The organism is Rhizobium etli CFN 42, from assembly GCF_000092045.1.
Lineage (GTDB): Bacteria > Pseudomonadota > Alphaproteobacteria > Rhizobiales > Rhizobiaceae > Rhizobium > Rhizobium etli.
Window position 1 is genome coordinate 3,598,250 of record NC_007761.1, and the last position, 25,649, is coordinate 3,623,898.

General features: G+C 61.1%; 21 protein-coding genes. 6 read left to right on the forward strand and 15 right to left on the reverse strand.

Annotation, left to right across the window (positions count from 1 at the left end):
- Nucleotides 1-355 precede the first annotated feature (355 nt).
- A complete protein-coding gene (locus RHE_RS17485; protein WP_011426647.1) occupies nucleotides 356-1,525 on the forward strand; it encodes a glycosyltransferase family 87 protein in 1,170 nt (389 codons plus the stop codon).
- On the opposite strand, the gene RHE_RS17490 is transcribed toward RHE_RS17485, so the two are convergent.
- The 6 genes from RHE_RS17490 to RHE_RS17515 all read right to left on the reverse strand — a co-directional run bounded on the left by RHE_RS17490 (nucleotide 1,504) and on the right by RHE_RS17515 (nucleotide 8,773).
- A complete protein-coding gene (locus RHE_RS17490) occupies nucleotides 1,504-2,997 on the reverse strand; it encodes a hypothetical protein (RefSeq protein ID WP_406867029.1) in 1,494 nt (497 codons plus the stop codon). The two genes, RHE_RS17485 and RHE_RS17490, sit on opposite strands and share 22 nt — an antisense overlap.
- An 86-nt stretch (nucleotides 2,998-3,083) precedes the next feature.
- Nucleotides 3,084-4,781, reverse strand: coding sequence for a hypothetical protein (locus tag RHE_RS17495; RefSeq protein WP_011426649.1), 1,698 nt, complete (start codon nucleotides 4,779-4,781; stop codon nucleotides 3,084-3,086).
- Nucleotides 4,715-5,464, reverse strand: a complete 750-nt coding sequence (locus tag RHE_RS17500; protein ID WP_011426650.1) for an SDR family oxidoreductase — start codon at nucleotides 5,462-5,464, stop codon at nucleotides 4,715-4,717. The genes RHE_RS17495 and RHE_RS17500 overlap by 67 nt, the downstream gene beginning before the upstream one ends.
- Complete coding sequence (locus RHE_RS17505; protein WP_011426651.1) at nucleotides 5,461-6,783, reverse strand: FAD-binding protein; 1,323 nt, start codon at nucleotides 6,781-6,783, stop codon at nucleotides 5,461-5,463. The genes RHE_RS17500 and RHE_RS17505 overlap by 4 nt, the downstream gene beginning before the upstream one ends.
- Nucleotides 6,784-6,790: 7 nt before the next feature.
- Nucleotides 6,791-7,222, reverse strand: a complete 432-nt coding sequence (locus RHE_RS17510) for a GtrA family protein (protein WP_011426652.1) — start codon at nucleotides 7,220-7,222, stop codon at nucleotides 6,791-6,793.
- A gap of 9 nt (nucleotides 7,223-7,231) precedes the next feature.
- Nucleotides 7,232-8,773 (reverse strand): UbiA family prenyltransferase, encoded by a 1,542-nt coding sequence (locus tag RHE_RS17515; protein ID WP_042118970.1) that lies wholly within the window; start codon nucleotides 8,771-8,773, stop codon nucleotides 7,232-7,234.
- Between the two features lie 426 nt (nucleotides 8,774-9,199).
- Between RHE_RS17515 and RHE_RS17520 the strand changes: the two genes are divergently transcribed.
- Complete coding sequence (locus RHE_RS17520) at nucleotides 9,200-10,972, forward strand: SLC13 family permease (protein ID WP_042118972.1); 1,773 nt, start codon at nucleotides 9,200-9,202, stop codon at nucleotides 10,970-10,972.
- Between the two features lie 90 nt (nucleotides 10,973-11,062).
- On the opposite strand, the gene RHE_RS17525 is transcribed toward RHE_RS17520, so the two are convergent.
- The 6 genes from RHE_RS17525 to RHE_RS17550 form a co-directional block, all read right to left on the reverse strand.
- Entirely contained in the window at nucleotides 11,063-12,232 is a 1,170-nt protein-coding gene (locus tag RHE_RS17525) for a M20 aminoacylase family protein (protein ID WP_011426655.1), read from the reverse strand.
- Nucleotides 12,233-12,431: 199 nt separating this feature from the next.
- Complete coding sequence (locus tag RHE_RS17530) at nucleotides 12,432-13,937, reverse strand: tripartite tricarboxylate transporter permease (RefSeq protein ID WP_042119327.1); 1,506 nt, start codon at nucleotides 13,935-13,937, stop codon at nucleotides 12,432-12,434.
- Nucleotides 13,938-13,946: 9 nt separating this feature from the next.
- A complete protein-coding gene (locus RHE_RS17535; RefSeq protein ID WP_011426657.1) occupies nucleotides 13,947-14,408 on the reverse strand; it encodes a tripartite tricarboxylate transporter TctB family protein in 462 nt (153 codons plus the stop codon).
- 205 nt (nucleotides 14,409-14,613) lie between these two features.
- Nucleotides 14,614-15,597, reverse strand: coding sequence for a tripartite tricarboxylate transporter substrate-binding protein (locus tag RHE_RS17540; RefSeq protein WP_011426658.1), 984 nt, complete (start codon nucleotides 15,595-15,597; stop codon nucleotides 14,614-14,616).
- Between the two features lie 248 nt (nucleotides 15,598-15,845).
- Entirely contained in the window at nucleotides 15,846-17,180 is a 1,335-nt protein-coding gene (locus RHE_RS17545) for a sigma-54-dependent transcriptional regulator (protein ID WP_011426659.1), read from the reverse strand.
- Entirely contained in the window at nucleotides 17,177-19,042 is a 1,866-nt protein-coding gene (locus tag RHE_RS17550; protein ID WP_338060902.1) for a sensor histidine kinase, read from the reverse strand. Before RHE_RS17550 ends, RHE_RS17545 begins: the two co-directional genes overlap by 4 nt.
- Before the next feature lie 114 nt (nucleotides 19,043-19,156).
- Here RHE_RS17550 and RHE_RS17555 point away from each other — a divergent pair, with 114 nt between their 5' ends.
- Entirely contained in the window at nucleotides 19,157-19,819 is a 663-nt protein-coding gene (locus RHE_RS17555; RefSeq protein ID WP_011426661.1) for a sulfite oxidase-like oxidoreductase, read from the forward strand.
- Here the strand turns inward: RHE_RS17555 and RHE_RS17560 are convergent.
- The 3 genes from RHE_RS17560 to RHE_RS17570 all read right to left on the reverse strand — a co-directional run bounded on the left by RHE_RS17560 (nucleotide 19,804) and on the right by RHE_RS17570 (nucleotide 21,485).
- Nucleotides 19,804-20,427 (reverse strand): hypothetical protein, encoded by a 624-nt coding sequence (locus RHE_RS17560; RefSeq protein ID WP_011426662.1) that lies wholly within the window; start codon nucleotides 20,425-20,427, stop codon nucleotides 19,804-19,806. The genes RHE_RS17555 and RHE_RS17560 overlap by 16 nt on opposite strands.
- A complete protein-coding gene (locus RHE_RS17565; RefSeq protein WP_011426663.1) occupies nucleotides 20,427-21,161 on the reverse strand; it encodes a CbtA family protein in 735 nt (244 codons plus the stop codon). Before RHE_RS17565 ends, RHE_RS17560 begins: the two co-directional genes overlap by 1 nt.
- 114 nt (nucleotides 21,162-21,275) lie before the next feature.
- Nucleotides 21,276-21,485 carry a CbtB domain-containing protein gene (locus RHE_RS17570; protein ID WP_011426664.1) on the reverse strand — a complete coding sequence of 70 codons (210 nt, stop codon included), beginning with the start codon at nucleotides 21,483-21,485 and terminating at the stop codon, nucleotides 21,276-21,278.
- Nucleotides 21,486-21,715: 230 nt separating this feature from the next.
- Between RHE_RS17570 and RHE_RS17575 the strand changes: the two genes are divergently transcribed.
- From RHE_RS17575 to RHE_RS17585, 3 genes are all read left to right on the forward strand, one after another.
- Nucleotides 21,716-22,270 (forward strand): histidine phosphatase family protein, encoded by a 555-nt coding sequence (locus RHE_RS17575; protein WP_011426665.1) that lies wholly within the window; start codon nucleotides 21,716-21,718, stop codon nucleotides 22,268-22,270.
- A 425-nt stretch (nucleotides 22,271-22,695) separates the two neighbouring features.
- The gene (locus RHE_RS17580) at nucleotides 22,696-24,267 is read left to right on the forward strand and encodes a putative bifunctional diguanylate cyclase/phosphodiesterase (RefSeq protein ID WP_011426666.1); all 1,572 of its coding nucleotides are present in this window, start codon (nucleotides 22,696-22,698) and stop codon (nucleotides 24,265-24,267) included.
- A gap of 154 nt (nucleotides 24,268-24,421) precedes the next feature.
- A complete protein-coding gene (locus RHE_RS17585) occupies nucleotides 24,422-25,600 on the forward strand; it encodes an acetate/propionate family kinase (RefSeq protein WP_011426667.1) in 1,179 nt (392 codons plus the stop codon).
- Nucleotides 25,601-25,649: the final 49 nt, after the last annotated feature.

Sequence of the window (25,649 nt, forward strand, 5' to 3'; positions counted from 1 at the left end):
GGCGCCCAGCTCAAAAAGCGAAGCCACGAGAGCCCCGCGAACCCTGTGCCAAGTCGTCGAGCCAGACTTGCATGGAAATGCAAGCGCAACATCATTTACAGCACCATCAGGAAACTGTCGTAAGTCGCGACGGCCGTGCCCGGCCGCGCTGCCGCGGACCGGCCGGGAACATCCGCATCAAGAGAGAGTTAGCAAGCGTCGAAGATAGACGGAGCAATCGGATTGCGATGACGCAGCAGGGCCATTCCGCAACGTGCACGACAAATGGTGATAGTTGGTGACGAGGCCGCAGCGAGCACCCAGAGCGTATGACGCCACCGCTCGTCATGATCGGGGACATCGAGAGGGGCGTCAAATGGACAATGATGCCACCAATCGGCCGCCATGGAGGCTGCTCAAGCTGGCCGCGACCGCAGGTCTTGCCCTCATGTCCTTGTGGATCATCACGGGAGAAATTCCGCGTGTCGTTTCAGATCATGGCCTGTGGGATTTCGGCGCCTTCGTCGCGTCGGGTCACGCGGCCGCTGCAGGATTGGATCCCTATGGCATTTACCCGCCGCTTACGCCTCATGTCGTCTTTCCCGGATTTGAATCATGGAATCCAAATCTCAATCCACCGATTTCGGCACTCCTGTTCCAGACCTTCGGCCTACTCGAGCCGGTGCAATCGCTTCGTATCTGGTGGATGATTTCGATCGCCAGCTACATCGCCGCGGTCGCTTTGCTGCTGCGACGCTATAGCGGCGGCTTGGAGCTCCCGCTGCTGGCAATCTGGGCGTTTGCACTGGCTGGCTTCTGGGACACGCTCTATCTTGGTCAAGTCTATATGCCGTTTGTGCTGATCGCGGTCGTGGCCTGGCTCAGCCTGGAAAAGGACGATGGCGTACTCGCCGGCATCATGATCGGTTTGCTGATGTCGATGAAGCCCAATTTCGCAGTGTGGCCGGTGCTGCTCTTTCTTGCCGGCCATCGCGTTACGGGCCTGGTGTCGGTGGCTATTGCGGCAGTCATAGCCACCATCCCGCTGGTCGTCTTCGGTCCGCAAATCTACGTCGATTGGCTGCGCCTCGTCGCGTCAGACGGCGACCGGGCTGTTTTTCTGACCAACGCGTCGTTTGCGGGCCTTGCTGCCCGCGCCGGAGTTCCGGCCGCAGGCACGGTCCTTGCCGCTCTGTTGTTGCTTGGACTAGCAGGGTGGGCCTTTTTTCGTCGTCCGCTGGTCGTCGCAGTGAGTGGCTTCGCGCTGTTGGCATCGCTGCTGGCTTCGCCTCTCGGATGGATCCACTACACGCTCTTCCTGCTACCCGTGCTGTTACATCATTGGCAGCGCCCGTGGGCATGGCTGGCGGCAGCAGCACTGGCAATCCCCGTCCCCGTGATACTCGGTTACTTTGGGGCTTCCCGCTTGAACCAGCTGACGGCAGGATCCATTTACGCCTGGGCGCTCGTGCTAATGCTCATCGGCCTGATCACCGCGGAGCTGAAACAACAGACCGCACCGGCTCAGGAAGCCTTTCTGCGATAAATGCGCCAATCAGCCGTCTCCCGTACCAGCACATAGTGGCGGGCGATATAGTGGGCATAGAGGTCGCGCAGCCCGTTACCCGTCCAGATTTCGATCGGCCATTTCGGATCGAGGATAAGGTCAACGTCAGCGAACATCTCTTCCGCGGCCGGATGATCATCCGGTCCAAGAGTTCGCCCCCAATGATACCACACGCTGTCGCCTACCGGCGGCGTCAGCCCCAGGCCGGCGGAGAAGGGATTGACGAAATCGAGAACCGCGACGCGCTCGTCAGCGGACATCAGTTGCGACAGGGCGGCCGAAGCATCAGCCAATGTCCTGTTGTATCCCTCGAAATATTCGTATTGGCCGGCACTCCACATCTCAACGAGCCTGATCTCGGAAAAGGCCGGCAGCGGGATCGGCTTGCCTCGGCCTCCGGCAGAGTAATAGGCATGAATTGCGAGCGATGCGGCGTTGCCGACGGCGGCAGGCAATAACAGGAACCCTAGGAGTAGCGGCAGGGCGAACCGCGCCTTCCCGTATCGGGAGAGCAGTTTGGCGCGAAAGAGGCTTTCCGTGATGATGGCAGCGCCTGCACCCAGCGTCAGAATGCCGACGGTCTGGAAATTCTGCCCGATCAAAAGGATTCCGGTTGTGCCGCAGAAGGCGATGAAGAGAAGATGCCGATAACTCGGCGCCAGGCTGAGAACGGTGAGCGCGACCGCCAGATAGACAAGAAGGTCGGCGAGATTGTTCCTCACCAAGTGACCGAGGGCCGCCAACGCCAGAAGGCTGCCGCTGTTTTTGGCCGAAAGGCCGAGGTCAGCAAGGTAGTTGAACCCGCCGCGCCAGGTGATTTCGACCCCGACAATACTGACGCTAACCATCCCGAGCGCCAGCGTCACCCAACCGATCTGGCGACGATCGGCAAGCATGAACAGCAGAAAGGCAAGCCCGACGACGCCGTAGGTGATCTTGGTATAGAGCATCAGCAACACGAGGAAACTGGCGCATATGGCATCGACGGCATTGCTACTCCCGGCGGCCCGCAACCGAGGCAGATACATCACCATAAGAAAGCCAAGAGACGCCCATCCGATCCGGTTGTAGAACATGGCAAAGCTCAACTCCCCTATCCGCTCGCCCGGATTCGCGGGAGCCGCAACTATCAAGAGCAGGAAGATCGCAAGCGGCAGTCCGAACGCCTCATGCATCCGGCTGCCCACGATTTCCGCGGCAATGATCGCGAGTAGGAAAACCACCATCGCCATTCCAACCGGCATCGCACCGCCCATATTGCCCGACAAGCCATAGCCTGCAGCGGGAATGTAAAATGTCAGCGGCCCGAGTGGCGAATGGAAGTCGACATTCGGCACCTGGCCACGTGCGATCCGGTGAGCACCATCCAGGAACACAAAGAGGTCGTTGACGTATTTGGTCGTCGCCGTTCGGCCGGGGAGAGCGAGAAGGCAAGCGAGAATGAAGCCCATGCCGAAGATGACAGCCTGCGACCAATTCAACCGTGAAGCCGGGAGCGATGCGCCGTTTCCCGCTTGCACCGACCTTTCTGTCTCAGTCACTGCACCTCGCTTTGCGCCTTCGCCTGACGCCACTGATAGATCGTCCACTCCGATGTCTTCTGAACGATCTCGAACCGGGCCGAAAGAAACGGGCCATACAGCGCCTGCAGCGGCAGGCTGTTGATTCCTGTTTTAGGCACCATGACGATCTTTACATCTGCAAAGAGCACTTCCGGTGGGATATAGGCTCTCTCGTTGATATTGCGGTTCCAGTGAAACCAGGCGGTGTCACCGGTAGGCGGGCGAATGCCGAGCCCGGCTGAAAAGGGATTGACGAAATCAAGAACGAAAACGCGCTCGGCTGGTACGGGCAACGCCTGCAGCAGCGCTCCCCCGCTTATGATATCGTCGAGATAGCGCCTTATGAAGTCAGGTTCGCCGCCGGGCGGATCGATTTCCCGAACATCGTCAAAACGTGGCAGCCCGAGCGACTGACCAGCTTTGTCCGCCGCAAGCGATGTATGCAGAATGAGGGCCGCGGCGTGATGTACGATCGGCGGCGACAGGTATAAGGCCGCGAGCAGCGAAAGAGCGCCGGCAGGGAGAGGCAAGCCTCCCGCCGTTCTGCCTTCATCGCCTTGCTGAAGCCAGGCGGCTTTCTGCGTCAGAACGACTGCGCCGCAGTAGAGCGTGATGATGCCCCAGCTGTGAGCATTCTGATTGATGATCGCCAAGCCAGCGCCCATGCAAAACCCAGAGAAGAGAAAATCTCGGAAGCTGCGGGTTTGCCAGATGGCGGCTAAGGCGAAGGCCGCGAACACGATGAGGTCGGAAAGGTTTTCACGCAGGTTCTTCAGGATGCTGGCGACATCATGGCCGCCGCTGACACGCGCCGCCGCCCGCAGATCCTCGATGTGCTGAACCGTTCCGCGCCAGAAGAACTCGATGGCGATCATGGCCAAGCCTGTCAGCAGCAGGGCGGCCATGATCCAGCGGCGCTGCTGTCGATCCAATAGGATGACGACGAGAAAGGTGGTCCCGGCGAGCCCGTAGGTCGCCTTGGTGTAGAACGAGACAAGCAGAAGAAAGACGGCGGCAAGAGCGTCGGCGGCATCATTGCGCCCGCGCCCAGGCTGCGGCGTCAGATACATCACCAGCAGCAGGCCGAGCGCGACCCAACCGATGCGGTTATAGAACATCGCAAAGGAAGGATACCAGATGGAACTGCCGAGATTGATCGGCGCCGCGAGGATAAGAATGAGGAATATGCCGAGCGCGGCCGCCAATGACGGCTTGAGGCGAGACACAAGAATGCGGATCATCGCCGGGATGAAGGCGACGACAACGATAGCCATTCCGACCGGTATGGCAGCGCCGAAATTCCCCGTCAGTTGGTATCCAGCCGCCGGAAGATAAAAGACGAGTGGCCCGAGCGCCGTGTGGAAATCGCGGTTCGGCACCTGACCGAACGTGATGCGGTGCGCACCGTCGATAAAGACCAGCACGTCATTGATAAAGGCGGCGTTGATGGTCCTTCCGGGCAAGGCAAGCATGGCCGCACAGGCCAATGCTGTTAGAATGATCGCGCCTTCCGCCGACAGCAACCGCCGTATCCTCGCCGCCGGTCGCTTGCTGGCACCTGTTCCCGTTCCGATGGCCGCGTAAGCGGCGTGATTGCCTGGTTCCGTCACAGCCGCAACCTCTTGAAGATCGGCTCCGGGATTGACCGGATCGCCGTCATGAGCGGTCGCCATATTCGTCTGACATAGACGACGTCCCCGCCTCTGCTTCCCTCGGCGACAGCAAAGATCGTCTGCGCAACCTCCCGAGGTTCGGCAGTGAGAAGCGGCGGGAGCTTCATGCCATGCGTCATGCGTGTCCGAACGAAACCCGGCTTCACGGTGAGCACGCGCACCCCGGACCCGGACAGCCGGTTCCTCAGGCCGGACAAAAAGGCGGTCAGCCCGGCTTTGGCGGCGCCATAGACATAGTTGGACGCGCGTCCGCGGTCGCCGGCGACGGAGCTTATGCCGACGATGGAACCTGATCCTCTCGCCGCAAAACGTTCCGCCAGAAGGCCAAGAAGCAAAGCCGGTCCTTCGAAGTTCGTCCGCATGATCATGGCGGCGTGCTCGAGTTCCCGTTCCGCGCGAGACTGCTCGCCCAGTTCGCCAACGACACAGACTACCGTGTCGGGCAGAGGCGAAACGACGCCCAGGAAATCTTCGAAGCGGCTTGTAAGGAGGATGTCGAGTTCGTGAACCAGAACATTAGCGCCGGTTCGCGCGCTGATGTCGTCGGCCTCGCGTTGTACGGCGGAGCGCTTTCGTCCGGTGAGAAGCACGTCCCATCCCGCCTCGGCATAGATCAGCGCCGTCGCGCGACCGATATCCGATGTCCCGCCTATCAGGAGCAGTGTCTTGCCGATCGCCTTCATATGCCGAGCCTCTTTGCCAAGCGGGAACTAAAGTGACGATCGGCGCCCGTTACCTTGCGTAGCTCTTTGAACGCAGCCAGCCGGGGGTAGCCAGCCTCGAATGTGTGACGTGACTGTCGTGCATCCTTGGCGAGATAGAGCCGCCCCCCTGCCTTGACAACCAGCTCGTCGATTTCGTCGAGCAGCCGGAACACCTCCTGCGTGACGGGAAGGTCGAGTGCGAGCGTGTAGCCCGGCGCAGGAAAGGACAGCAGCCCGCTCCCGCCCCCGAGCTTCTTCAGAACGGCAAGAAAGGAACCTTTTCCCGAGCGCGCGAAGCGCTCGAGAATGCCGCTCAGCACTGCCAGCGCGTCCTCGGCAGGAACCACGCACTGATGCTGCAAAAAGCCCCGCCTGCCATAAAGCCGGTTCCATTCAAGGATGCTGTCGAGTGGAAAGAAATATTTATCCCAGTGAACCAGGGACGTCTTGGCCGCCTTTCGCACTCCCGCCCTGAAATAGAGCTCGTTGAAGGCTGCTACGCTTGTTTTGCTGAGCACCCATTGCGGCAGATCGAAGGGCAGTGAAAAACTCCCCGCGTGTTTTGCTGCAAAGCGACCGGCGTCCGGCATGCCGCCGGCCTGGTCCAGCGTCGCATGTTCACCGGCAAAGATCAGCGAGCGTCCAAGGGATGAGCCTTGCGAAAGGCTATCGATCCAGGCGACCGAATAGGTAGCATCCTCGGTCTGCTGCAACGCCTTCAAAGCGTCGGCCAGGTTCTCGGCAACCATCGTCTTTTGCGCGATCCAGCCGGATTCGATCGGCCGCAAGCGGAAAGTCGCTTCCGCAATGATCCCGGTCATGCCCATACCGCCGACCGTCGCGAAGAAAAGCTCGGAGTTGCGCGTGGGGCTACAGGTGAGGGTCTCTCCGCCGGCCATCACCAGCTTGAGCTCGCTGACATGGTCACCGAACCCGCCATCACGATGGTGGTTCTTGCCGTGCACGTCAGAGGCAATCATCCCGCCGACTGTGACAAATTTCGTGCCCGGTACTACAGGCGGAAAATAGCCTCTCGGGACGAACGAGCGCAGAATGTCCGATAGCATTACGCCCCCTTCCACGGTCAGTGTGGCATTGGCGGGATCGAAGCTCCGCATCCGGCTCAGTCCTCGACACATCAGGGTGGCGTGCTCGCCAATCGCCGCGTCACCGTATGAGCGCCCATTTCCGCGCCCGATCAGCCCCGCGCGAGCGGCGACGGTGCCTGCAAGCGCTCCCGGGAGCCGGCAGTCGATTGCCTGGCTCTCATGGCGAGGATAGCGTCCCCAGCCCTCCATGAGTTTGTTACGCCTCCTCCGTTTTGAAGACGAATTTCCGGTCCAATGCGTATTTGGAGATGTAGCCGATCGCCAAGCCGAGCGCCCCGCCGGTGTATTTAGCGAGATCCGTCTTCCACACCGTCCAAAAAGCAATTTCAAACCCCCAGAATATGAGCGTCGTCAGGACGCTGAACAGGCCGTAAAGCGCCACCTTGAGCATCTCGTCGCCGTGCGACGTGTAGCCGTCGAAGAAGATCCATTTTTTGTCGAGGACGTATTTCAAGCCGAAGCCGGCAGCGGTACCTGCAAGCATCGATGGCATAAGGTTCGGCGAGGGCGCCACCTGCATGACAGCAGCCTGGACGGTAAAGTTGGCGGCGGTGGAGAGCATGGCGAAGGCAAGGTAGCGGGTTGCGAGGCCCGCTGAAATGCTTCGCTCTAAGGACTGACGAGCCATTCGGCCACCTCACATTGCGGCAATGACAAGTACGCCGGCGATGCCGAGCGTAGCGAGGCTGACCTTGTCCTTGATTGCGAAGACCACTGGATCGTCATGCATCTGCCCCCGGTGGGCAAGCATGAGGATGCGGGCAATCCAGCAGGCAAGGATCGGCCCGGCCAACCACAGCATAGCTGGCCGAGCGTAGATGTCTTGGGCACTGTCGCTTGCGGCATAGAGGGCAAATAACGTCAGCGCATTCATTCCCGCTCCAGCTGCCAGGGCACCCACCATACCGATATCGGCCTTCCTGTAGTCGCGGCTCCTGGAGTCCGGCAGATGCGCGGCGCGGCGTGAAATGAGCTCGGTGTATCGCTTCACCAGAGCCAGCGAGAGGAACCAACTCATCATGAAGGCAAGCAGCCAGGGAGACGGCCACACGGAGACAGCGGCAGCGCCGCCGATCACCCGCGTGGTGTAAAGAGAGGCGAGAGCCACCACGTCCAGGATCATCTTCCGCTTGAGGAAGAAAGAATAGGCGGTGGTCAAGGCGAAATAGCCCGCGAGGACGAGCACGAAGACGGGTGACACCATGGCGGCCACGGTGAGCGACAGAAAAAGCAGGATCGGGATTGCCAACAGAGCGTGCAACAGCGGGATCTCGCCACAGGCAAGGGGTCTGCGGCATTTGGTTTTATGGCGCCGGTCGTCCTGCAGATCGATCAGATCGTTCAGGAGATAAACGCCCGAGGCACAAAGCGAAAAGGCCACCAGAGCCAAGCCGGCATTCGCAAGGCTATGGAGGTCAAAGAGTTGGTTTGTCAGTAGCGGGATAAAGACCAACCCGTTCTTGACATATTGATGCACCCGCAACGAGCGCGCCCAAATCCGCCATGTCGGTTTGTCGTGCCTGAGATGCTCGACGTTGTCGCATTGGCGCGAAAGCTCTCGCGCAACTGCCGCCGATGTCCTTATGGCATAAGACTTCGCGGCGTGGCGCCAGACTGACAGGTCGGCCGGGTCATTGCCGATATAGTCGAAGCCTCCCTCCCCGAAGGCGGCGACGAGCTTTGCCGCCTTCACCTCGGCGACACAGTTCATCGTCTCGTTCGTTGCAAACCAGCCTGTGAAAAGGCCGAGGTGGTCGGCAACCGTGCAAACCAGGCGTTCGTGGCTTGCAGAAGCGAGATAAACCGATCGTCCCTCCTCCCGTGCGGCCTTGATAACCTTCAGCACTTCCGCGTCGTAAGGAAGGATAGCCGGATCGAAATCCTCTGGTTGAGAAAGATGGTGCTTTAGACATGCTTTTCCGGCGGAGAGCGACCTGACGAAATCGACGATGGAAAGGGGCCGACGGCTAAGCTCCGAGAAGGCCGTTTCGATCAGCAGGTCCGATCGAACGAGGGTGCCGTCGAGATCAACCACTAACGGGCGGGGCGACAGCGATATCTGCAGGTCCGGTGGACTGTCCACCGGCAAAGCCGCGGGTCCAGGTTGAGGCCACTTGTCCTCCTCGGCTCTCGGCAGAAAATCTCTTCGCAGCTGGAATTCATGATGCAGCTCGTTCAAAGGATTTCCCTTATGCTTCGAAACCGTGAAAGCCCGCCGAACCACGGCTAAGCAGTTTGGTTCCATCATCAAAATGGGTGAGGTGCTGCCGTCTGCAAAAAGGTTATCAAAGGTTGAGTTTTTCGACGCAGCCGGGAGAACATTCTCGGAGAAATTGTACTCTCGCCGACCATGCCACCGATGCCGTGTTTGCGCCCGCCAAATTTTCACGCGAAGGCGAGATTTCAGCCATCATCCTTGGAGAGCTCAGAGGTGGGATGATGCGACTTCAGGCAGCAGGTCTGTCGAGGCTACCCGCAGATGCCGGATCCGAAGTTCGAAGCCCCTGAAGTGTGGTGCCCAGGAACTTGCGCAACATTACAGCGTTTCTGCATATCCTCTTCCGCTCGGCTGCCGGGCGACATCCCAGCCCGGTCCCAGGTCCGTATGACAACGCAACAGATAATCGCATTTTCTGTCATCGCGTTCATGATGGCAGCCTTTATGTGGGATCGCTTCCGCTATGATGTTGTCGCGTGTTGTGCGCTTGTATTGGCGGTCGCAACCGGCATCGTGCCACCGGAGAAAGCGTTTTCCGGGTTTTCAGATGACATCGTCATCATCGTTGGCAGCGCGCTTGTCGTCAGCGCGGGCGTAGCGCGGTCAGGCATTGTGGATTCGGCCATCAAGAGATTCTTCCCGAATCTGAACACGCTTTACACGCAGCTTGCGCTCTTGATGATTGCGGTGGCGATGCTTTCTGCTTTCATCAAAAATATCGGCGCGCTTGCTATCATGATGCCGGTCGCCTTCAAGTTCGCGAAAAAATCCGGTGCCTCTCCCTCAAAATATCTGATGCCGATGTCGTTTGCTGCTTTACTTGGCGGATTGATGACGCAGATCGGCACCTCACCCAATATCGTCGTGTCGCGGCTGCGGGAGGAGATGACGGGAGCCGCCTTCACCATGTTCGACTTCACGCCGATAGGCGGTGTTCTCACGGTTGTCGGCATCACCTTCCTCTTGTTCTTCCACTGGTTGGTGCCAAGCCGCACCATGCAGAACAACTCGATCGAAGATGCAATCGAAATTAAAAATTACACCAGCGAAGTCGCAATCACGAACCAGTCAACGCTGCTTGACCAGGCACTGAGCGACCTGCTGAAGCTCGGTGACGGTGAGGTCATAGCCACAGCCGTGCTGCGCGGCGGTACCAGAATGGCTGCGTTCCCCGATCTCACGCTCCGCTCCGACGATATCGTTATGCTGGAAGGTCCCTCGGCATCGATAGACCGCATCGTGTCCCAGGGGAAATTGAAACTTTCCGGCAAGCCTCTGGCAGAAGGCGTCCATCCGGAAGCGGATATCATTTCGCTTGAGGCAATCGTCAGTCAGGAATCATCACTCGCTGGCCTTTCAGCCAAAGAACTGGCGCTTTCCTACACGCGCGGTGTCAACCTGCTGGCGATCAGCCGGCGCGGTGAACGCCTCAAGGAACGGCTGGGAAGCTTGACACTCAGCACCGGCGATGTCCTCCTCCTGCAAGGCAACCGGGCAAGCCTGAGAGCCGTACTGCAGGATTTTGGCCTGCTGCCACTCGCCCAGCGTGAGGTGTTGCTCGGGACCCGCCGCCGCGCCTTCATTCCGCTTCTCATCCTGACCCTCGCGATGGCAACGACCGCGGTCGGTCTGGCTCCGGTTCCGGTGGCTTTCTTCACAGCTGCCCTTGGCATGGTTGTTTTCAGGGCGATCCCGCTCGCGGATGTCTATAAATCGGTAGATGGGCCGATACTGGTGATGCTCGCGGCCCTTATTCCCGTCTCGGATTCGTTGCGCACCTCCGGTGGCAGCGACTTGATCGCCCGCTGGCTGAGTGGGGCGGCGATGAATCTACCGGCCTGGGGTGCGCTCGGCCTGATCTTGGTGACCGCCATGGCGGTCACACCCTTCCTCAACAACGCCGCGACGGTCCTTGTCATGGCGCCGATCGCCGCCAGCTTTGCAACGGGTCTAGGCTTCAGACCGGAAGCCTTCCTGATGGCGGTTGCCATTGGCGCAGGTTGCGACTTCCTCACGCCTGTCGGCCATCAATGCAACACGCTCGTCTTCGGTCCGGGCGGTTACAAGTTTTCCGATTATCCGCGTCTCGGCTTGCCGCTGTCGGCGTTGATCATTCTCGTTAGCGTGCCGGCGCTGCTGTTTGTCTGGCCTGTCAAGTAGTGTGGGAACGACATCTCACTTATGAAGTCATGCTTGTCGAACGTGATTGCCTCATCGCCGCAAATAGCGAAAACGGAGCAGGGATACCGCTTAAGCCTTCAATTCCTGCTCCACCAACGTCACCCAGTAAGCCGCTCCATATCCAAGCGCCCCGTCATTGAAATCATAGGCTGGATTGTGATGCAGCGCCCCGTCCATTGCCGGGCCATTGCCGAGCCAGACATAACAACCCGGCGCGTTCTGCGCGAAGAAGGCAAAGTCATCTCCGGCTGTCGACGGCGGAAAACTCGTCCGCACTTTTTCACCAAAGACGGAGCCGGCGGCGGCCAGCGCCCGGGCGGTCGCGTCCTCGTCATTGACGACAGGCGGGATGCGCCGTTCGAAACGATAGTCGGCTGATATGCCGTACATGGCGGCTGTTCCGCTGGCCAATCGTCCGATCTCGGTTTCCAGCTGCTCACGCACCTCGGGCGAATAGGCCCGCGCCGTTCCACCGATCTCCACCGTGTCAGGAATGACATTCAGTGCCTTGGAATCACCCGCCTGGACGAAGCAGGCGCTGACGACGGCCGGCTGCAGCGGATCGACCACGCGGCCGACAATCGTCTGCAGCGACGACAGGAAAGTACCGGCGGCCGTGATCGGATCGCGGCCGAGATGCGGCTTTGCGCCGTGCGTGCCGATGCCGCGAAAGGTGATGCGCCAGCTGTCGGAGGAGGCAAGCTGCGGTCCCTCGACCACGGCGATCTCGTCGACCGCAAGCCCCGGCATATTGTGCAGACCATAGACGGCATCGCAGGGGAAAAGCCGGAAAAGCCCCTCCTCCACCATGCGCTTTGCACCGCCGCGGCCCTCCTCTGCCGGCTGAAAGATGAAATGCACCGTGCCGGAAAAATCCCGCGTCGCCGCCAGATACCGCGCGGCGCCGATCAACATTGCCGTATGGCCGTCATGGCCGCAGGCATGCATCTTTCCTGGCACTGTCGATTTATAGGGCCGCTCCGCCATTTCAGGCATGGCGAGCGCATCCATATCGGCCCTGAGCCCAATCCTGCGCGTGCCATTGCCGACCTGCAGCGTGCCGACCACGCCGGTGCCGGCAAGTCCGCGATGCACGGTGATGCCGGCCTCCTCGAGGAGCTTGGCGGCGATAGCGGCGGTACGCTCCTCCTCGAAACCGAGTTCAGGATGGGCGTGTAGATCGCGGCGCAACGCGGAGAGGAACGGCAGATCGTCCTCGATCCGAGCGGGAATGCTCATGGGCCTGGATACCCCTTCATGCGAAACGGGCGCCCGATCGGCGCCCGCGTCAGTTCATCCTTTGTTGATCAAACAGTCCGCAAGTTCAACCCCTGAACAGGATGATTCCGGGCTGGGCCTACGATCTGAATCCTCTTCTCAATTAAAGACTTAGACCATGATGTCGTCCGAAATCCGCTGACACTTTCGGCACCATGCTCTATGCTTCTTCGACGAATACCTCTTCGCGCTTCTTTCTCACACTCGGCAAGAAAACGACAATCAGTACGGCGACCGCGATTGCCAGAAGCGTGGCGCTGATCGGCCGCGTGATGAAGGTACTGGGGTCACCGCGTGACAGGATCATGGCGCGCCTGAGATTCTCCTCCAGCAGCGGCCCTAGCACGAAGCCGAGCAGCAGCGGCGCCGGCTCGCAGCGGAGCTTGGCCAGCACATAGCCGATGAGACCGAAGAAGGCGACTGCATAGAGGTCGTAGACGTTGGAATTGACGCTGTAGACCCCGATCGAGCAGAAGGCCATGATGATGGGGAAGAGCACGTAATAAGGCACAGTCAACAGCTTCACCCAGAGCCCGATCAGCGGCAGGTTGAGGATGACGAGCATCAGATTGCCGATCCACATCGAGGCGATGATGCCCCAGAACAGCGCCGGCTGCTCGGTGGCGACGTTCGGTCCCGGCACGATGCCCTGGATGATCATCGCGCCGATCATCAGCGCCATGACGGGATTGGCCGGAATGCCGAGCGTCAGCAGCGGAATGAACGAGGTCTGCGCGCCGGCGTTATTGGCCGATTCCGGCCCTGCGACGCCAGCGACCGCGCCCTGGCCAAATTCCTTCGGCGTTTTCGACAAGCGCTTTTCCACCGTATAGGAGGCAAAGGAAGCGAGGATCGCCCCACCGCCCGGCAGGATACCGAGCGCCGAACCGATCGCGGTGCCTCGAATGATGGGCGCGATCATCTCTTTGAATTCCTGGCGCGAAGGCAAGAGCCCCGATACCTTGGCCATCAGCACCGTGCGTGTCGACTCTCCCTCGAGATTACGCAGGATTTCAGCGACGCCGAAGACGCCGACAGCGAGCGCCACGAAATTCAGCCCGTCCGCATATTCACGGATGCCGAGGGTGAAACGCGGCGTGCCGGTATAGATATCGGTGCCGACTAGGCCGAGCAGCAGCCCGAGCGCCACCATCGCCAGCGCCTTGACGACAGAACCATGCGCCAGCGCGATCGAGGACACGAGGCCGACGATCATCAGCGAGAAATATTCAGCCGATCCGAATTGCAGCGCGATGTCGGTCAGCGGCGGCGCGAAGATCGCAACGAGAAAGGTCGAGACCGTACCGGCGAAGAACGAGCCGAGCGCTGCGATCGCCAGCGCCGCCCCCGCCCTGCCCTTGCGCGCCATTTGATAGCCGTCGATCGCGGTGACGGCAGAGGAGGATTCGCCCGGCATGTTGATGAGGATCGCCGTTGTCGAGCCGCCATATTGCGCACCGTAATAGATGCCGGCGAGCATGATGAGCGAGGAGACCGGCTCGAGCTGGAAGGTGATCGGCAAAAGCATGGCGATCGTCGCCGTGGCGCCGATGCCGGGCAGCACGCCGATCAGCGTGCCGAGCAGCACGCCGATCAGGCAGAAGAGAAGATTGTCGAGCGTTGCCGCCGTGGCAAAGCCGAGCGCGAGATTGCTGAAAAGATCCACCATTGCCTCCTAGAATCGGACCCAGGGGCCGAAACGCTCGAACGGCAGTCCGAGCCCATAGCTGAAGACGGCGACCGAAAAGATCGTCAGCAGCAGCGACAGGATGATCGCAAACACCATATTCATCTTGCGCGATGCAAAGCAGGCGATGAAGGCGGTGAAGAACAGCGCCGGCGCAAATCCAAGCCCGCGCACTGTCAATCCGAAGAAGACTGGAGCCGGCAGAATGAAGAGCATGCCGCGCCAGGCGAAGGGATCGACCGGCTCCCCCTCCACACGCAGCGCCTGAATGAAGATGATCGCGCCGAGAAGCATAAGCGCGCAGGCAAGGATGAACGGAAAATAGCCGGGGCCCATGCGCAATGCCGTGCCGAGGTCGAGCCCGACCGACTGATAGGCAAAGAAGGCGCCGGTCGCGACGAAAAGCGCGCCACAGATCGCATTGGTACTATCGAGACTGATGGATTTCATGGTGTCTCCTGGAATTGGAGATGGTTGATGTCGTACCGTGGCGCCCGCTCATCGCCCTGCCGGGCACCTTCTCCCCCAGGGGAGAAGAAGACTCGCGGCACGCTCTTCCCGTCTTTCGACAGCCACGACATTGCGGCGGATGCAGCCTACACATGGGACGTCCCCCTCTTCCCAGCGGGGAGAGAGGGCTGGTACCCCCTCACGACTAGTCGGCATATTCCCCGGCAGCCTCGATCACCGGCTTCCAGCGGGCGATCTCGCTTTCGAGCTTGGCTTTCAAAGCAGCAGGCGTTGCATCTGCATCGGAAGACGGCGCCGTGCCGAGTTCGGCGAAGCGGGCGCCGACATTCGGGTCCTTCAACGCCAGCTGCAGCGACTTCGACAGGCGCTCGTTGATCGCGGCCGGCGTACCCTTCGGCGTGTAGATGCCGTGCCAGATGCCGACTTCGAAGCCCGGCAGTCCAGCTTCGACAGCCGTCGGTACATCCTTCAGCACGTCGAGGCGCTTCGGTGAGGTCACCGCATAGGCCTTGATCGTGCCGCCCTTAATCTGCTTCGTCGTGTTGGTGGTCTGGTCGCACATGATATCAACCTGGCCGCCGAGCAGATCCGTCATCGCCGGACCGGTCCCTTTATAGGGAACGGTTGTGAGCGGCGTCTGGATGGCGCTCATGAACATCATGCCGCAGAGATGCGAAGCCGCACCGATGCCGGCATTGGCGACGGTCACCTTGTCCTTGTTGGCCTTGACATAATCGATCAGTCCCTTGAGATCGGTCGGCTCGAAATCCTTGCGCGCGACGATCGTCATCGGCACCTCGGTGACGAGGCCGACATATTCGAAGGCGCCGAGCGTGTCATAGGCGAGCTTGCGATAGAGGGTGGCGCTTGTCGCCATGCCGATATGGTGCAGCAGGACCGTGTAGCCATCGGGATCGGCATTCGCCACACGGCCGGCGCCGAGCGTGCCGCCGGCGCCGCCGACATTTTCGACCACGATCTGCTGACCGAGATCCTTCGACATGGATTCAGCCACCAGGCGTGCGACGGTATCGGTCGGGCCGCCCGCCGCAAAGGGGACGACCATGGTGATGGTGCGCTCAGGATAGGTCTGCGCCGAAGCGACACCGGCGAGAAGAGAAACCGCGGCAGCCGCGGTCAGGCCGAGCACGGCCTTCAGGATTTTCATCGTTTCCTCCCTGATGAAACAGCAAGCCCGCCGACACATACTCCGCGCCGGCGATCACCTATTTGCCGCCGGCAGAAATCGAGCCGCAATCATTACCGTCACTTCCGCAAGACGATTCTCCGGCAGTGCAATGCAGCATGGGTTGATTTGGAAACAAACGGCATAGGCGATGGGTGGATTTCCACCCAACACGCGACGGTCCAGGGCTACAGCACCATTGCCCCGGAGAATACACCAGAGACCCAAAGTCAGCTTTCGGTAGTCAGCATCCGCTTATCGAGGCCGTATTTTTGCATCTTTTCGTAAAGGGTCTTGCGGGAGATGCCGAGGGATTCGTAAACCGGCCTGAGGCTGCCGCCATGCGCCACCAGCGCGCTGGCGATAATCCCCCGCTCGAATTCGGCGACCCGCTCCGCAAGCCCAGTTGCCTCTTCGGCCTGCCGTCCGCCATTGTCGAGCCCAAGGACCAGACGATCGGCGGCATTCCTCAACTCGCGCACATTGCCGGGCCAGTCGCGTTGGGCGATGTCGGAGATCACCTCCGGCGGCACGGCCACCTCGTCGCGGCCGTAGCGGGCGGCCGCTTCCCGCACCAGCTGCAGGAAGAGCAGCGGAACGTCCGCCCGCCGCTGCGATAGCGACGGCACATGCAGCGTTGCGACGTTCAGTCGGTAGAGGAGATCGGCGCGGAAGCGGCCAGCGGCCACTTCAGCCTCCAGATCGACCTTGCTGGTCGCGATGAAGCGCACGTCGAGCGGCACGACCTCGTTCGATCCGAGCCTGGAGATCACCCGCTCCTGAAGCACCCGCAGGAACTTCGCCTGCAGGTCGAAGGGCATGGAGCCGATCTCGTCGAGCAGGATGGTGCCGCCGCGGCCATGTTCGAACTTGCCGTAACGCGGCCTGACGGCGCCGGGAAAGGCGCCGGCCTCGTGGCCGAAGAGCTCGCTCTCGATCAGATTTGCCGGCAGGGCGGCGCAATTGATCGCAATGAACGGCCGGCTCGCCCGGGCGCTGATATCGTGAAGTGCGCGGGCCACGACCTCCTTGCCCGCCCCGGTCTCGCCGACGATGAGGGTATCGGCATCGCTGGCGCCGATCGCGCGGATGCGGTAGCGCAGATCCACCATCACCTGGGTGCGCCCCGGCAGCCGCGCCTCGATATCGTCGCGTTTGCCGGCGACCGCCTTCAGCAGCCGGTTTTCGAGCACGAGACCGCGCCGCTCCATCGCCCGGCGGATAACGCCGGCGAGCATTTCAGGCGTGAACGGCTTCTCAATGAAATCATAGGCGCCCTCACGCATTGCCTTGACCGCAAGCTGGACGTCGCCGTGGCCGGTGACGAGGATAACGGGCACCTCCTGATCGATCTCACGGATCTTCTGCATCAAGGTCATGCCGTCCATGCCGGGCATGCGGATATCGCTGACGACGACGCCGGGAAAGCTGTAGCCGATCAGCTCCAGCACATGGTCGCCGTTCGAAAAAGTCTCGACGCTGAAGCCGGAGAGCTCCAGCGCCTGCGCAGTCGAGCGGCGCAATTCTTCCTCGTCGTCGACGAGCAGGATCTTCGCATCGTTCATTCCGCCGCCTCCGGCATCCCTACTGCCGACTGCAGTACGATGCGGAACTCCGCGCCCCCTTCGGGATGATTGGCAGCCGTCAGGCTGCCGCCGAAATCCTTGACGATGTTATAGGAGATCGAAAGCCCGAGGCCGAGCCCCTTGCCGACACCCTTGGTCGTGAAGAAGGGATCGAAGATACGCTCGGCGATTGCCGCCGGCACGCCAGGCCCATGGTCACGCACCGTCAGCACCACCTTGCCGGCTTCTTCGAAGGCCGAAACCTCGATGCGCCTGTCATCCAGCCCTTCCACCGCATCGGCGGCATTGGAGATCACATTCACCAGCACCTGCTGCAGCCGGACCGAACCGGCGCGCACCACCGGCGGCCGGGTTCCGAGATCGAGCCGGAGCTCGGCGTCCGCCGCCTTCAGCCGCCAGGCGATGATCTCCAGCGTATCGCGCATCGCCTCATCGAGCGAAACCGGCCCGAGCTTCTCGTTCGGCTTGCGGGCAAAGTTGCGCAGGTGCCGGCTGATCGCGGCCATGCGGTCGATCAGCCCGCCGATCCGCCTTATATTATCCCGCGCCTCCTCCGTCCGGCCGCGGTCGATCAGGACGGCGGCGCTGTCCGTATAAGTCTTGGCAGCGGCGAGCGGCTGGTTGAATTCATGCGAGAGGGCAGCCGACATCTGGCCGAGCCCGGCGAGTTTACCTGCCTGGATGAGATCGGCCTGGGTCTGGCGAAGCTGCTGCTCCGTCACACGCCGCTCGGCGATTTCCTCCTCGATGCGGCTGTTGACCCGGGCAAGATCGGCCGTGCGCTCCTCCACCCGCCGCTCGAGCTCGCCCCGCGCTTCTGCCTGCATCTGCATGCGCTCGGCCAATCGCGCCCGCCGCTGGCGAATGACCGCTACAGCGAGGCCGGCGATGCAAAGGATGAGAAAGACGGCGACAAGCGCGGTGCGCGCCTGGGCGCGGATGGAGCTCGTTTCCATCAGCACATTCACCGTCCAGTCCTCGGCCGGCATGTAATGCGACAGCACCAGATATTCGCTTGCGCCCCGATCGCTCGCCAGCGTCATCAGATCATGCGGCTCGAAGCGATGGCGCGTCACCGGCAGCGTCGTCAGCTTCGCATTGGCATAGCGCCGCGACGCCTCGGTCCGGGCAATACGATCCGCTGTCAGCGGCAGGATCGCGCCATAGAGCCATTCCGGGCTGCCGGACATGAAGATGATGCCCTCGGGATCGGAGACGAAGATCTTGTATTCGCCACCGCTCCAGGAGGATTCGATCATGTCGATATCGACTTTGAAGACGATGACACCGCGAATATCCGCGCCGACCCTGATCGGAGCAGAGAAATAGTAGCCGCGCTTTAGCGATGTGGTGCCGAGAGCATAAAACCGCGCTTGGCGGCCTTCGATCGCTTCCTGGAAATATGGCCGGTAATTGAAATTCTGGCCGACGAAGCTCCCCGGTCCATCGTAATTGCTCGCCGCGATCGTCTCCCCGTCCGGCTTGACCACATAGATGTCGGAGGATTTTAAAAGGCCGTTGATCTCCTTGAGATAGAGATTGGCTGCATCACGCAGCGCCATGTCGTCCGGCGCACTAACCAGTTCCTTGATATCGTCGTGATCGGCGATCAGCGCCGGCAGCGCCTCATAGCGGTTGAGGTGACCGCTGAGCGCTGAGACGGCAAGGCGCAGCGCCGTTCCCGCCTGGGCCGAAGCCTCCTGCAGATAGGCGCGCGTCGCAATCGCGCTCCCATAGGTGAAGAAGGCGAAAATGACGAGCGGCACCAGCAGCAGCGCCGCTATCGCACGATATCTCGAAGACAGATCCGGCTCCTCCCTTCTGCCTTCACTCCCCAGCAAGGCATACCCGCCGGCCCAGTTTAATGAGGCAAGCGAAGATTTCCAAGGGCTCGCCGAAACTTGACACTCGGCGGGGGCGGATGTCCTATTGTTGCGCTGCAAGGAGACCCGTTCATGAGCGACGACCAGACGCCCGTCGACAGCAAGCTTACCAGCTCCAAGCGCCGCTGGGCGTCAGAGGGCAAGTTCCTGACCGGCCGCATCACTAGGCCCGAAGCCGAGCGCCTGCCGCCCGGCCAGCACCTGGTCAAGAACTGGCCGGTGCTCGATCTCGGCCAGCAGCCGGTCATCTCAACCGAGAGTTGGCGGCTTGAAGTGCGCGGCCTCGTCGAAACGACACTCACCCTCACCTGGGGCGATTTTCAGGCGATCGGGCAGAGCACCAGGGTCAGCGACATCCACTGCGTCACCACCTGGTCGCGCTACGATAACAACTGGAAAGGCGTTTCGACGCGGGATCTGCTGGATCGCGCCATGCCGAAACCGCAAGCGGCCTACGTCATGCTGACAAGTTATGACGGCTACACCACCAACCTGCCGCTTGCCGATTTCGCCGCCGATGATGCGATCCTCGCGACATCATGGGAAGGCCTGCCGCTGACACCGGAGCACGGGGGCCCGATGCGGCTCGTCGTGCCGCATCTCTATTTCTGGAAAAGCGCCAAGTGGCTGCGCCGCATCGAGCTAATCGCCGCCGACGAGGCCGGCTTCTGGGAAAAGAACGGATACCATATGTATGGCGATCCGTGGCGCGAGCAGCGCTATTCCGACGACTGAGCCTTCGGCCGAAGGAAGCGGCGTAGTGCAAGAACGGCAAGACCGAACAGCGCGGCCAACCCTGTCAGTGAGACCATGCTGGCAGGATGAAGCGGCACCTTGCTCCAATTCGGCTTGACGATATTGGCGGTATTGAACGCCTCGCCGCTGAACTGGCAGGTAATGAAGGCAAGTCCGCGGCCCGCCATCTCGGCGTCGATGGCCGAGATGATTTGGCCCGCCGCAGTTGCCTCCCGCGGCATCTCACGCATCGCCATCAGCAAGGCTTTGGTCGCCGCGAGATAAGCATGGGCGCATTCGTTGAACGGGCTCTCCTCGTCCGTCACACTGCCCGGCATCCGTCCCCAGAGGCAATAGGAATACTGGATTTCCGAGTAGTTCAGGACACGCCGGAACGGTTCGTTCGTATCGGCCGCCCTTGACGCCAGCATGCTGATGCTGCTGCGATACTCCGAAATGACCGCCATCTCGCCGTGGGAAATTGCCGGAATATCGAGCCCGGCATGGGAGCCGCCAGAGCTGCTCCCATGGGCGAGGGCATTTCCGATAAACACTGGCAACAGGCTCGCGATGAGACCGAGAAAAGCAAGCCTGCCGATATGCCGCATCACCGGAACGTCGGCAGCAGTCCGCTTTTGGCGGCAAGAGGCCTTTCTGCCAGCACTCCGAAAACAAGACCGAGCGTCGTCCAAAGGATCGCGTGCATGCCGAGCGTGGTGCTGCGGAACCGCCAGAGCACCATCGCCGAGAAATTCTCGGGCACCTCGTTGATCGGCGGCAGCAGATAAAGCACGAAGCCGATGAAGACGAGATAGGCGATGCCGGCAATGATCGCGCCGTTCCAGAGACCGAAGCGATCGCCAAGGCGGCGCGACAGCGCGATCGCGGCAACCAGCGAGGCGAGCGAAACCGCGATCATCAGGAAGAACAGTTCGGTCCTGACGCCGATCGTATCGGGATTGCCGACCGCCGGCGGGTTGGCCGGATATTTGATGCCGGGAACCAGAACGACCGCCACGAAAGCGGCAATGGCGATGACGGCCGAGGTGCCGCGCGGCGAAAGGCTGCTGAAGCGGCCGTGGACGAAGGCGAAGGCGAGCGAAAAAAGCCCGCCGACGGCGATGCTGTAGGCCATGACGCCGGTGAAAAGGCCGAGACCGGCCTGTGTGGCCCGGCTGACGATTTCAGGTTCGGCAGTTTCGCCCGTCGCCTGGGCGCTCGCCTCCTCGAAGGCGATTGCCGCATCGACCAGCGGCTCGCCGAAGATATGCGCAAAAGCGAAAACGAGGATGCCAGCAATCAGGCCCGCGAGCATGCCGCGAAGCAGGAGCTTTCCAACCATGTCAGTATTCCCCCTAAGCATGTCGCGCAAAGTATGCAGCGGTTTTTGCGATACCGACATGCGTAAAACAAAGACCTAAAGCGCGAGAAGCGAATCCGAAAGATCGCGATGCGCTCAGTGGCAGGGAAAGCCGAGGAGATGGCGGCCGTCATGCACGAATTCGTGCACATACATGCCGTTGAACAGCGCCATCGCGCCTTCCTCGGTGCCGACGAAATAAAGAACGATGAGCATCAGCAGACCGCCGAAGATCGCCCAGGGAAGGATCTCGCCAACCGGGATCGGGGCCGGCGCCGCAACGGGCGCGAAAGTGGTGTCAGACATGTATTCCTCCGGAATGACGCGTTCAGTCGAAAGAGTGTTGTGCGGCAGGGTCTGACTTCCAGCGTGAAGAGCTTTCGACACACTGGTCACAGTGGCGCGACCGCGCCGGATTTCCACCGGCTTCCAAACCCGCAACAGCACGGTTATATCTGCACGCCGAAGGGACTGTCAACGAAACTTCACGAAGCCGGCAACCCCGTCCCCACCCCATCCTCGGAGATCAGAACGCCGTGAATACGCGCCTCACCTGGATCTGTAACGGCGCGACGGCGGCGAACCGCAAAGCCCTGTTTCCGCTCGACGAACCGCTGGAAAAAAAGGCAGTGGAAGAAGCAGGCAGAATCGCCGCCCTGCCCCACGCCGATCGTATTGTCACAAGCCCCGCCTTGCGCGCCCGCCAGACGGCTGAGGCGCTCCGTCTCAAAGCGCAAATTGATCCGTGGCTTCGAGATTGCGACCATGGCCGCTGGGCTGGCAGATCGATCGAGGCGATCGAGGCGGAAGAGCCGGAAAATCTCATGGCCTGGATGACCGAGCCGGGGGTGGCCCCGCACGGCGGCGAGAGTCTTCTCGACCTGCGAAAGCGCGTCGCTGGCTGGATGGATGCCCAGTCCGCCCAAAGCGGTCACGTGATCGCAATCAGCCACGCGGCCGTCATCCGGGTTGCAGTCGCGCATGTGCTTCAGGCGCCACCCTCCTCCTTCTGGCTGAGCGACGTCGAGCCACTTGCCATCCTTCGCATGACCAGCAGCGGAAGCCGCTGGGCTCTTCGCTTCCAGCATTAGCGATTCCTCATTTTATCCAGCCTTACACAAGCAAATCGCGTCATCCCTGTTGAACCCGGTCTTGCGGGGACTACTTCCTTGTCCCAAGGAGATGGAAGAATGACATATGATTGGAGTGGAGAACGGACGCGGCGCCTGCGGTTGATGCGCTTCGCCACGTTCATGGTTTTGGCCGGTCTCATCGTCAGCGTTCCGCTGCTGATCGTCACCGCCTGAAGCACGAGAAAGGGCGAGCATGCGGCAGCACGCTCGCCTTCGTCTTCTTCCGTGTCTTTTATAACCCCGCTCCCCTTTCGCTGACAAAGCGATGCGCCTCCACCGGCGGCAGCGACTAGCTGCTACCGTCTGAAAATTCGCCTTCTGGTTTCAACGAACATTTCAGACTTTTGTGATATCTCGACGCGGGTGGAGATGGAGAAGGCATAATGCCGGTGTTTTTCCAGAGCAGAGCCGGAAGGCAATGCATGTCGATCGTCGGTTTGGGTATTACCCTCTGGCTCCTCGCTACGCTGTTGCGGTTCGACGACGGCCTGGTTTCATTCATGACCGGCTTCGGCGACTACGGCGCCGACAAGCTCGTTCTGGGGCTTGGCATCGCCGGCGCCATGAGCTTCGTCTATTCGGTGCTGCGCATCGCCGACCTGCGCAAGGAAATGGATGTGCGCGACGCAGCTCAGGCGAAAGCCGATTGGACCGCGACCCACGACCATCTGACCAAGCTGCCGAATCGCTACGCCTTCGAGCGCAAGAGCCTCCCGCGGCCGACCAGAAACGACGGGGCCGAGGTCGAGGAATGGGACCAGAACGTCACCATCTTCTCCGTCGATCTTGACGGCTTCAAGAAAGTCAACGACCTCGTCGGTCACAAGGGCGGCGATGTCCTGCTGATCGAGGTCGCCAGACGCATCTGCGCCCTCGGCAATGCCGATTGTGTCTACCGCTTCGGCGGCGACGAATTCATCGTCGTCGCCTTCGCTCTGACGGCGCAGCGCGAGGAGCGTTTTGCCAGACTACTCATCCAGGCGGTCACCCGGCCCATCCATATTGATGGATTTGCCGTCGAGGTCGGCGCCAGTGTTGGCTACGATCGCTGGGCCGAAGGAGCCGAGCCGCTGGACGACGCCGCCCACCGCGCCGACCTTGCAATGTACGAGGCGAAATCACGGGGACCCAACCACTATTTCGCCTTCGAAGCTTCGATGCAGGACAGGGTGACCGAACGCGCCTCGTTGGAAACCCGGCTGCGCGCCGCAATCGCCAACAAGGCGATCAAACCTTTCTATCAGCCGCTGATCGATCTGAAGACCGGTCAGCTCTGCGGTTTCGAGGCGCTCGCGCGCTGGACGGGTGAGGATAGCATTCACATCCCGCCGCCGGTCTTCATCGGCATCGCTGAGGAAACCGGCATGATCACCGCATTGTTCGAGGATCTTCTCGCTCAGGCCTGCAGCGATGCGCTGACCTGGCCGGAGCAGGTGATGTTGTCCTTCAACGTTTCGCCGGTGCAGATGGAAGACAAGCTGCTGACATCCCGCATCCTCAAGGTCCTTTCGGCAAGCCGGCTGCCGCCGCAACGGCTGGAAGTTGAGATCACCGAAAACGCGCTGATACAGGATCCCGCTATCGCCGCCGTCATTCTCGAAGAGCTGCATGCGGCCGGCATTCAGATCGCCCTCGACGATTTCGGCACAGGCTATTCGAGCCTTGCCCAGCTCGCCCGCTACCGCTTCGACAAGATCAAGATCGACAAAAGCTTCATCGCCACCTATCGCGATGACGAACGCCAGGAAAAAATCGTCCGCGCCATGCTTGGCCTCGGCCGAAGCCTCAATATCAAGACGACTGCGGAAGGTATCGAGGAGCATGGCCAGCTTTCCTTCCTGCTGCAGCTTGGCTGCGACATAGGCCAGGGCTATCTTTTCGGCAAGGCGATATCCGCCGCCGAGGCAAGCATCTTCATCCGCGATCGCAACGCCAATCTGGCGTCGACGGCCTGACCCTAGCGTAATTCAACAAAACTGCCCCAAGCTTTGGCGTCCTCTCGGCCGCCACGCACCGTCAGCATGTTGCGCACCGGCGGCCATGCCTTTCCAGCGGGAGTTTCGGCGCTAAGTTCGGTCATCGTGACGACTGTGCGGAGTCTCTGAAGACATGTCATCCACCGACCTCCTCCTGACCTTCAACGCCGGCTCATCGACTGTGAAGGTCGGCGTCTTCTCGATCGATGGCGCCGTAGCACGACACCTCGGAAGGGGCGTCATCGATCTCCGCGCCGAGCCGCTCTCGCTTGGCCTGACCAGGGGATCGCAGACATTCGACATGCCGCTGAAGGCGGAGGTGACGGACGATCTGCACGGCGTCATCGACGAGACCTTCGCGCTTCTCGCCGATGAATTCGACATGGCTGCCGCGGTCGCTGTCGGCCACCGCGTCGTCCATGGCGGCGAGCGCTTCACGAGCGCCGTCGCGCTTGATGACGCCGCCACCGATGGGATCGAAGCGCTGATCCCGCTCGCGCCCCTGCACCAACCGCAAGCGCTGCGCTTCATCCGCGCGCTCCGTCACCTGAAGCCGCATCTTGTTCAGACAGCCTCCTTCGACACGGCCTTCCACGCCACGCAGGACGATCTCGTTCGCCGCCTCGCCATACCCCGTTCCCTGCATGAGGAGGGCATCAAGCGTTACGGCTTCCACGGGCTTTCCTATAAGTTCATCGCCAGTGAACTCGCGCGCAAGGCGCCGCATGCGGCAAAGGCTGTGGTCGCCCATCTCGGCAGCGGCGCCAGCCTTTGTGCGATGGAAGACGGCATCAGCCGCGATTGCAGCATGGGCTTTTCGACCCTCGACGGCATCCCGATGGCGACACGCCCGGGCTGCCTCGATCCCGGCGTGATCCTGCACCTGGCAGGAGAGAGAAAACGATCCCTGGGTGAGATCGAGGATCTGCTCTATCACCGCTCAGGCCTGCTCGGTGTTTCCGGCATCAGCGCCGATACGCGCGATCTGTTGACGGACGGCCGGCCGGAAGCGCGCCAGGCGATCGATCTGTTCACGCTGCGCATTGCCGGCGAGATCGGCCGTATGGCGGCAACCCTCGGCGGCCTTGATGCCGTCGTTTTCACCGCCGGCATTGGCGAGCATCAGCCGGAAATCCGCGCCGGCGTGGCGAAACGCCTGTTCTGGCTCGGCCTTTCGATCGATGAAACGGCCAACGCCGCCGACAGTTTCACGATCAGCACCGGGGAAAGCCGCATCGCCGCCCATGTCGTTGCCACGGACGAAGAACAGGTGATCGCCGACGAGGCGCTGTCCGTTCTTCGCGCCCGCTGATCCAGATCAATGGCGCGCTGGCGCTAATGGCTAGAACTGACGTTGAACG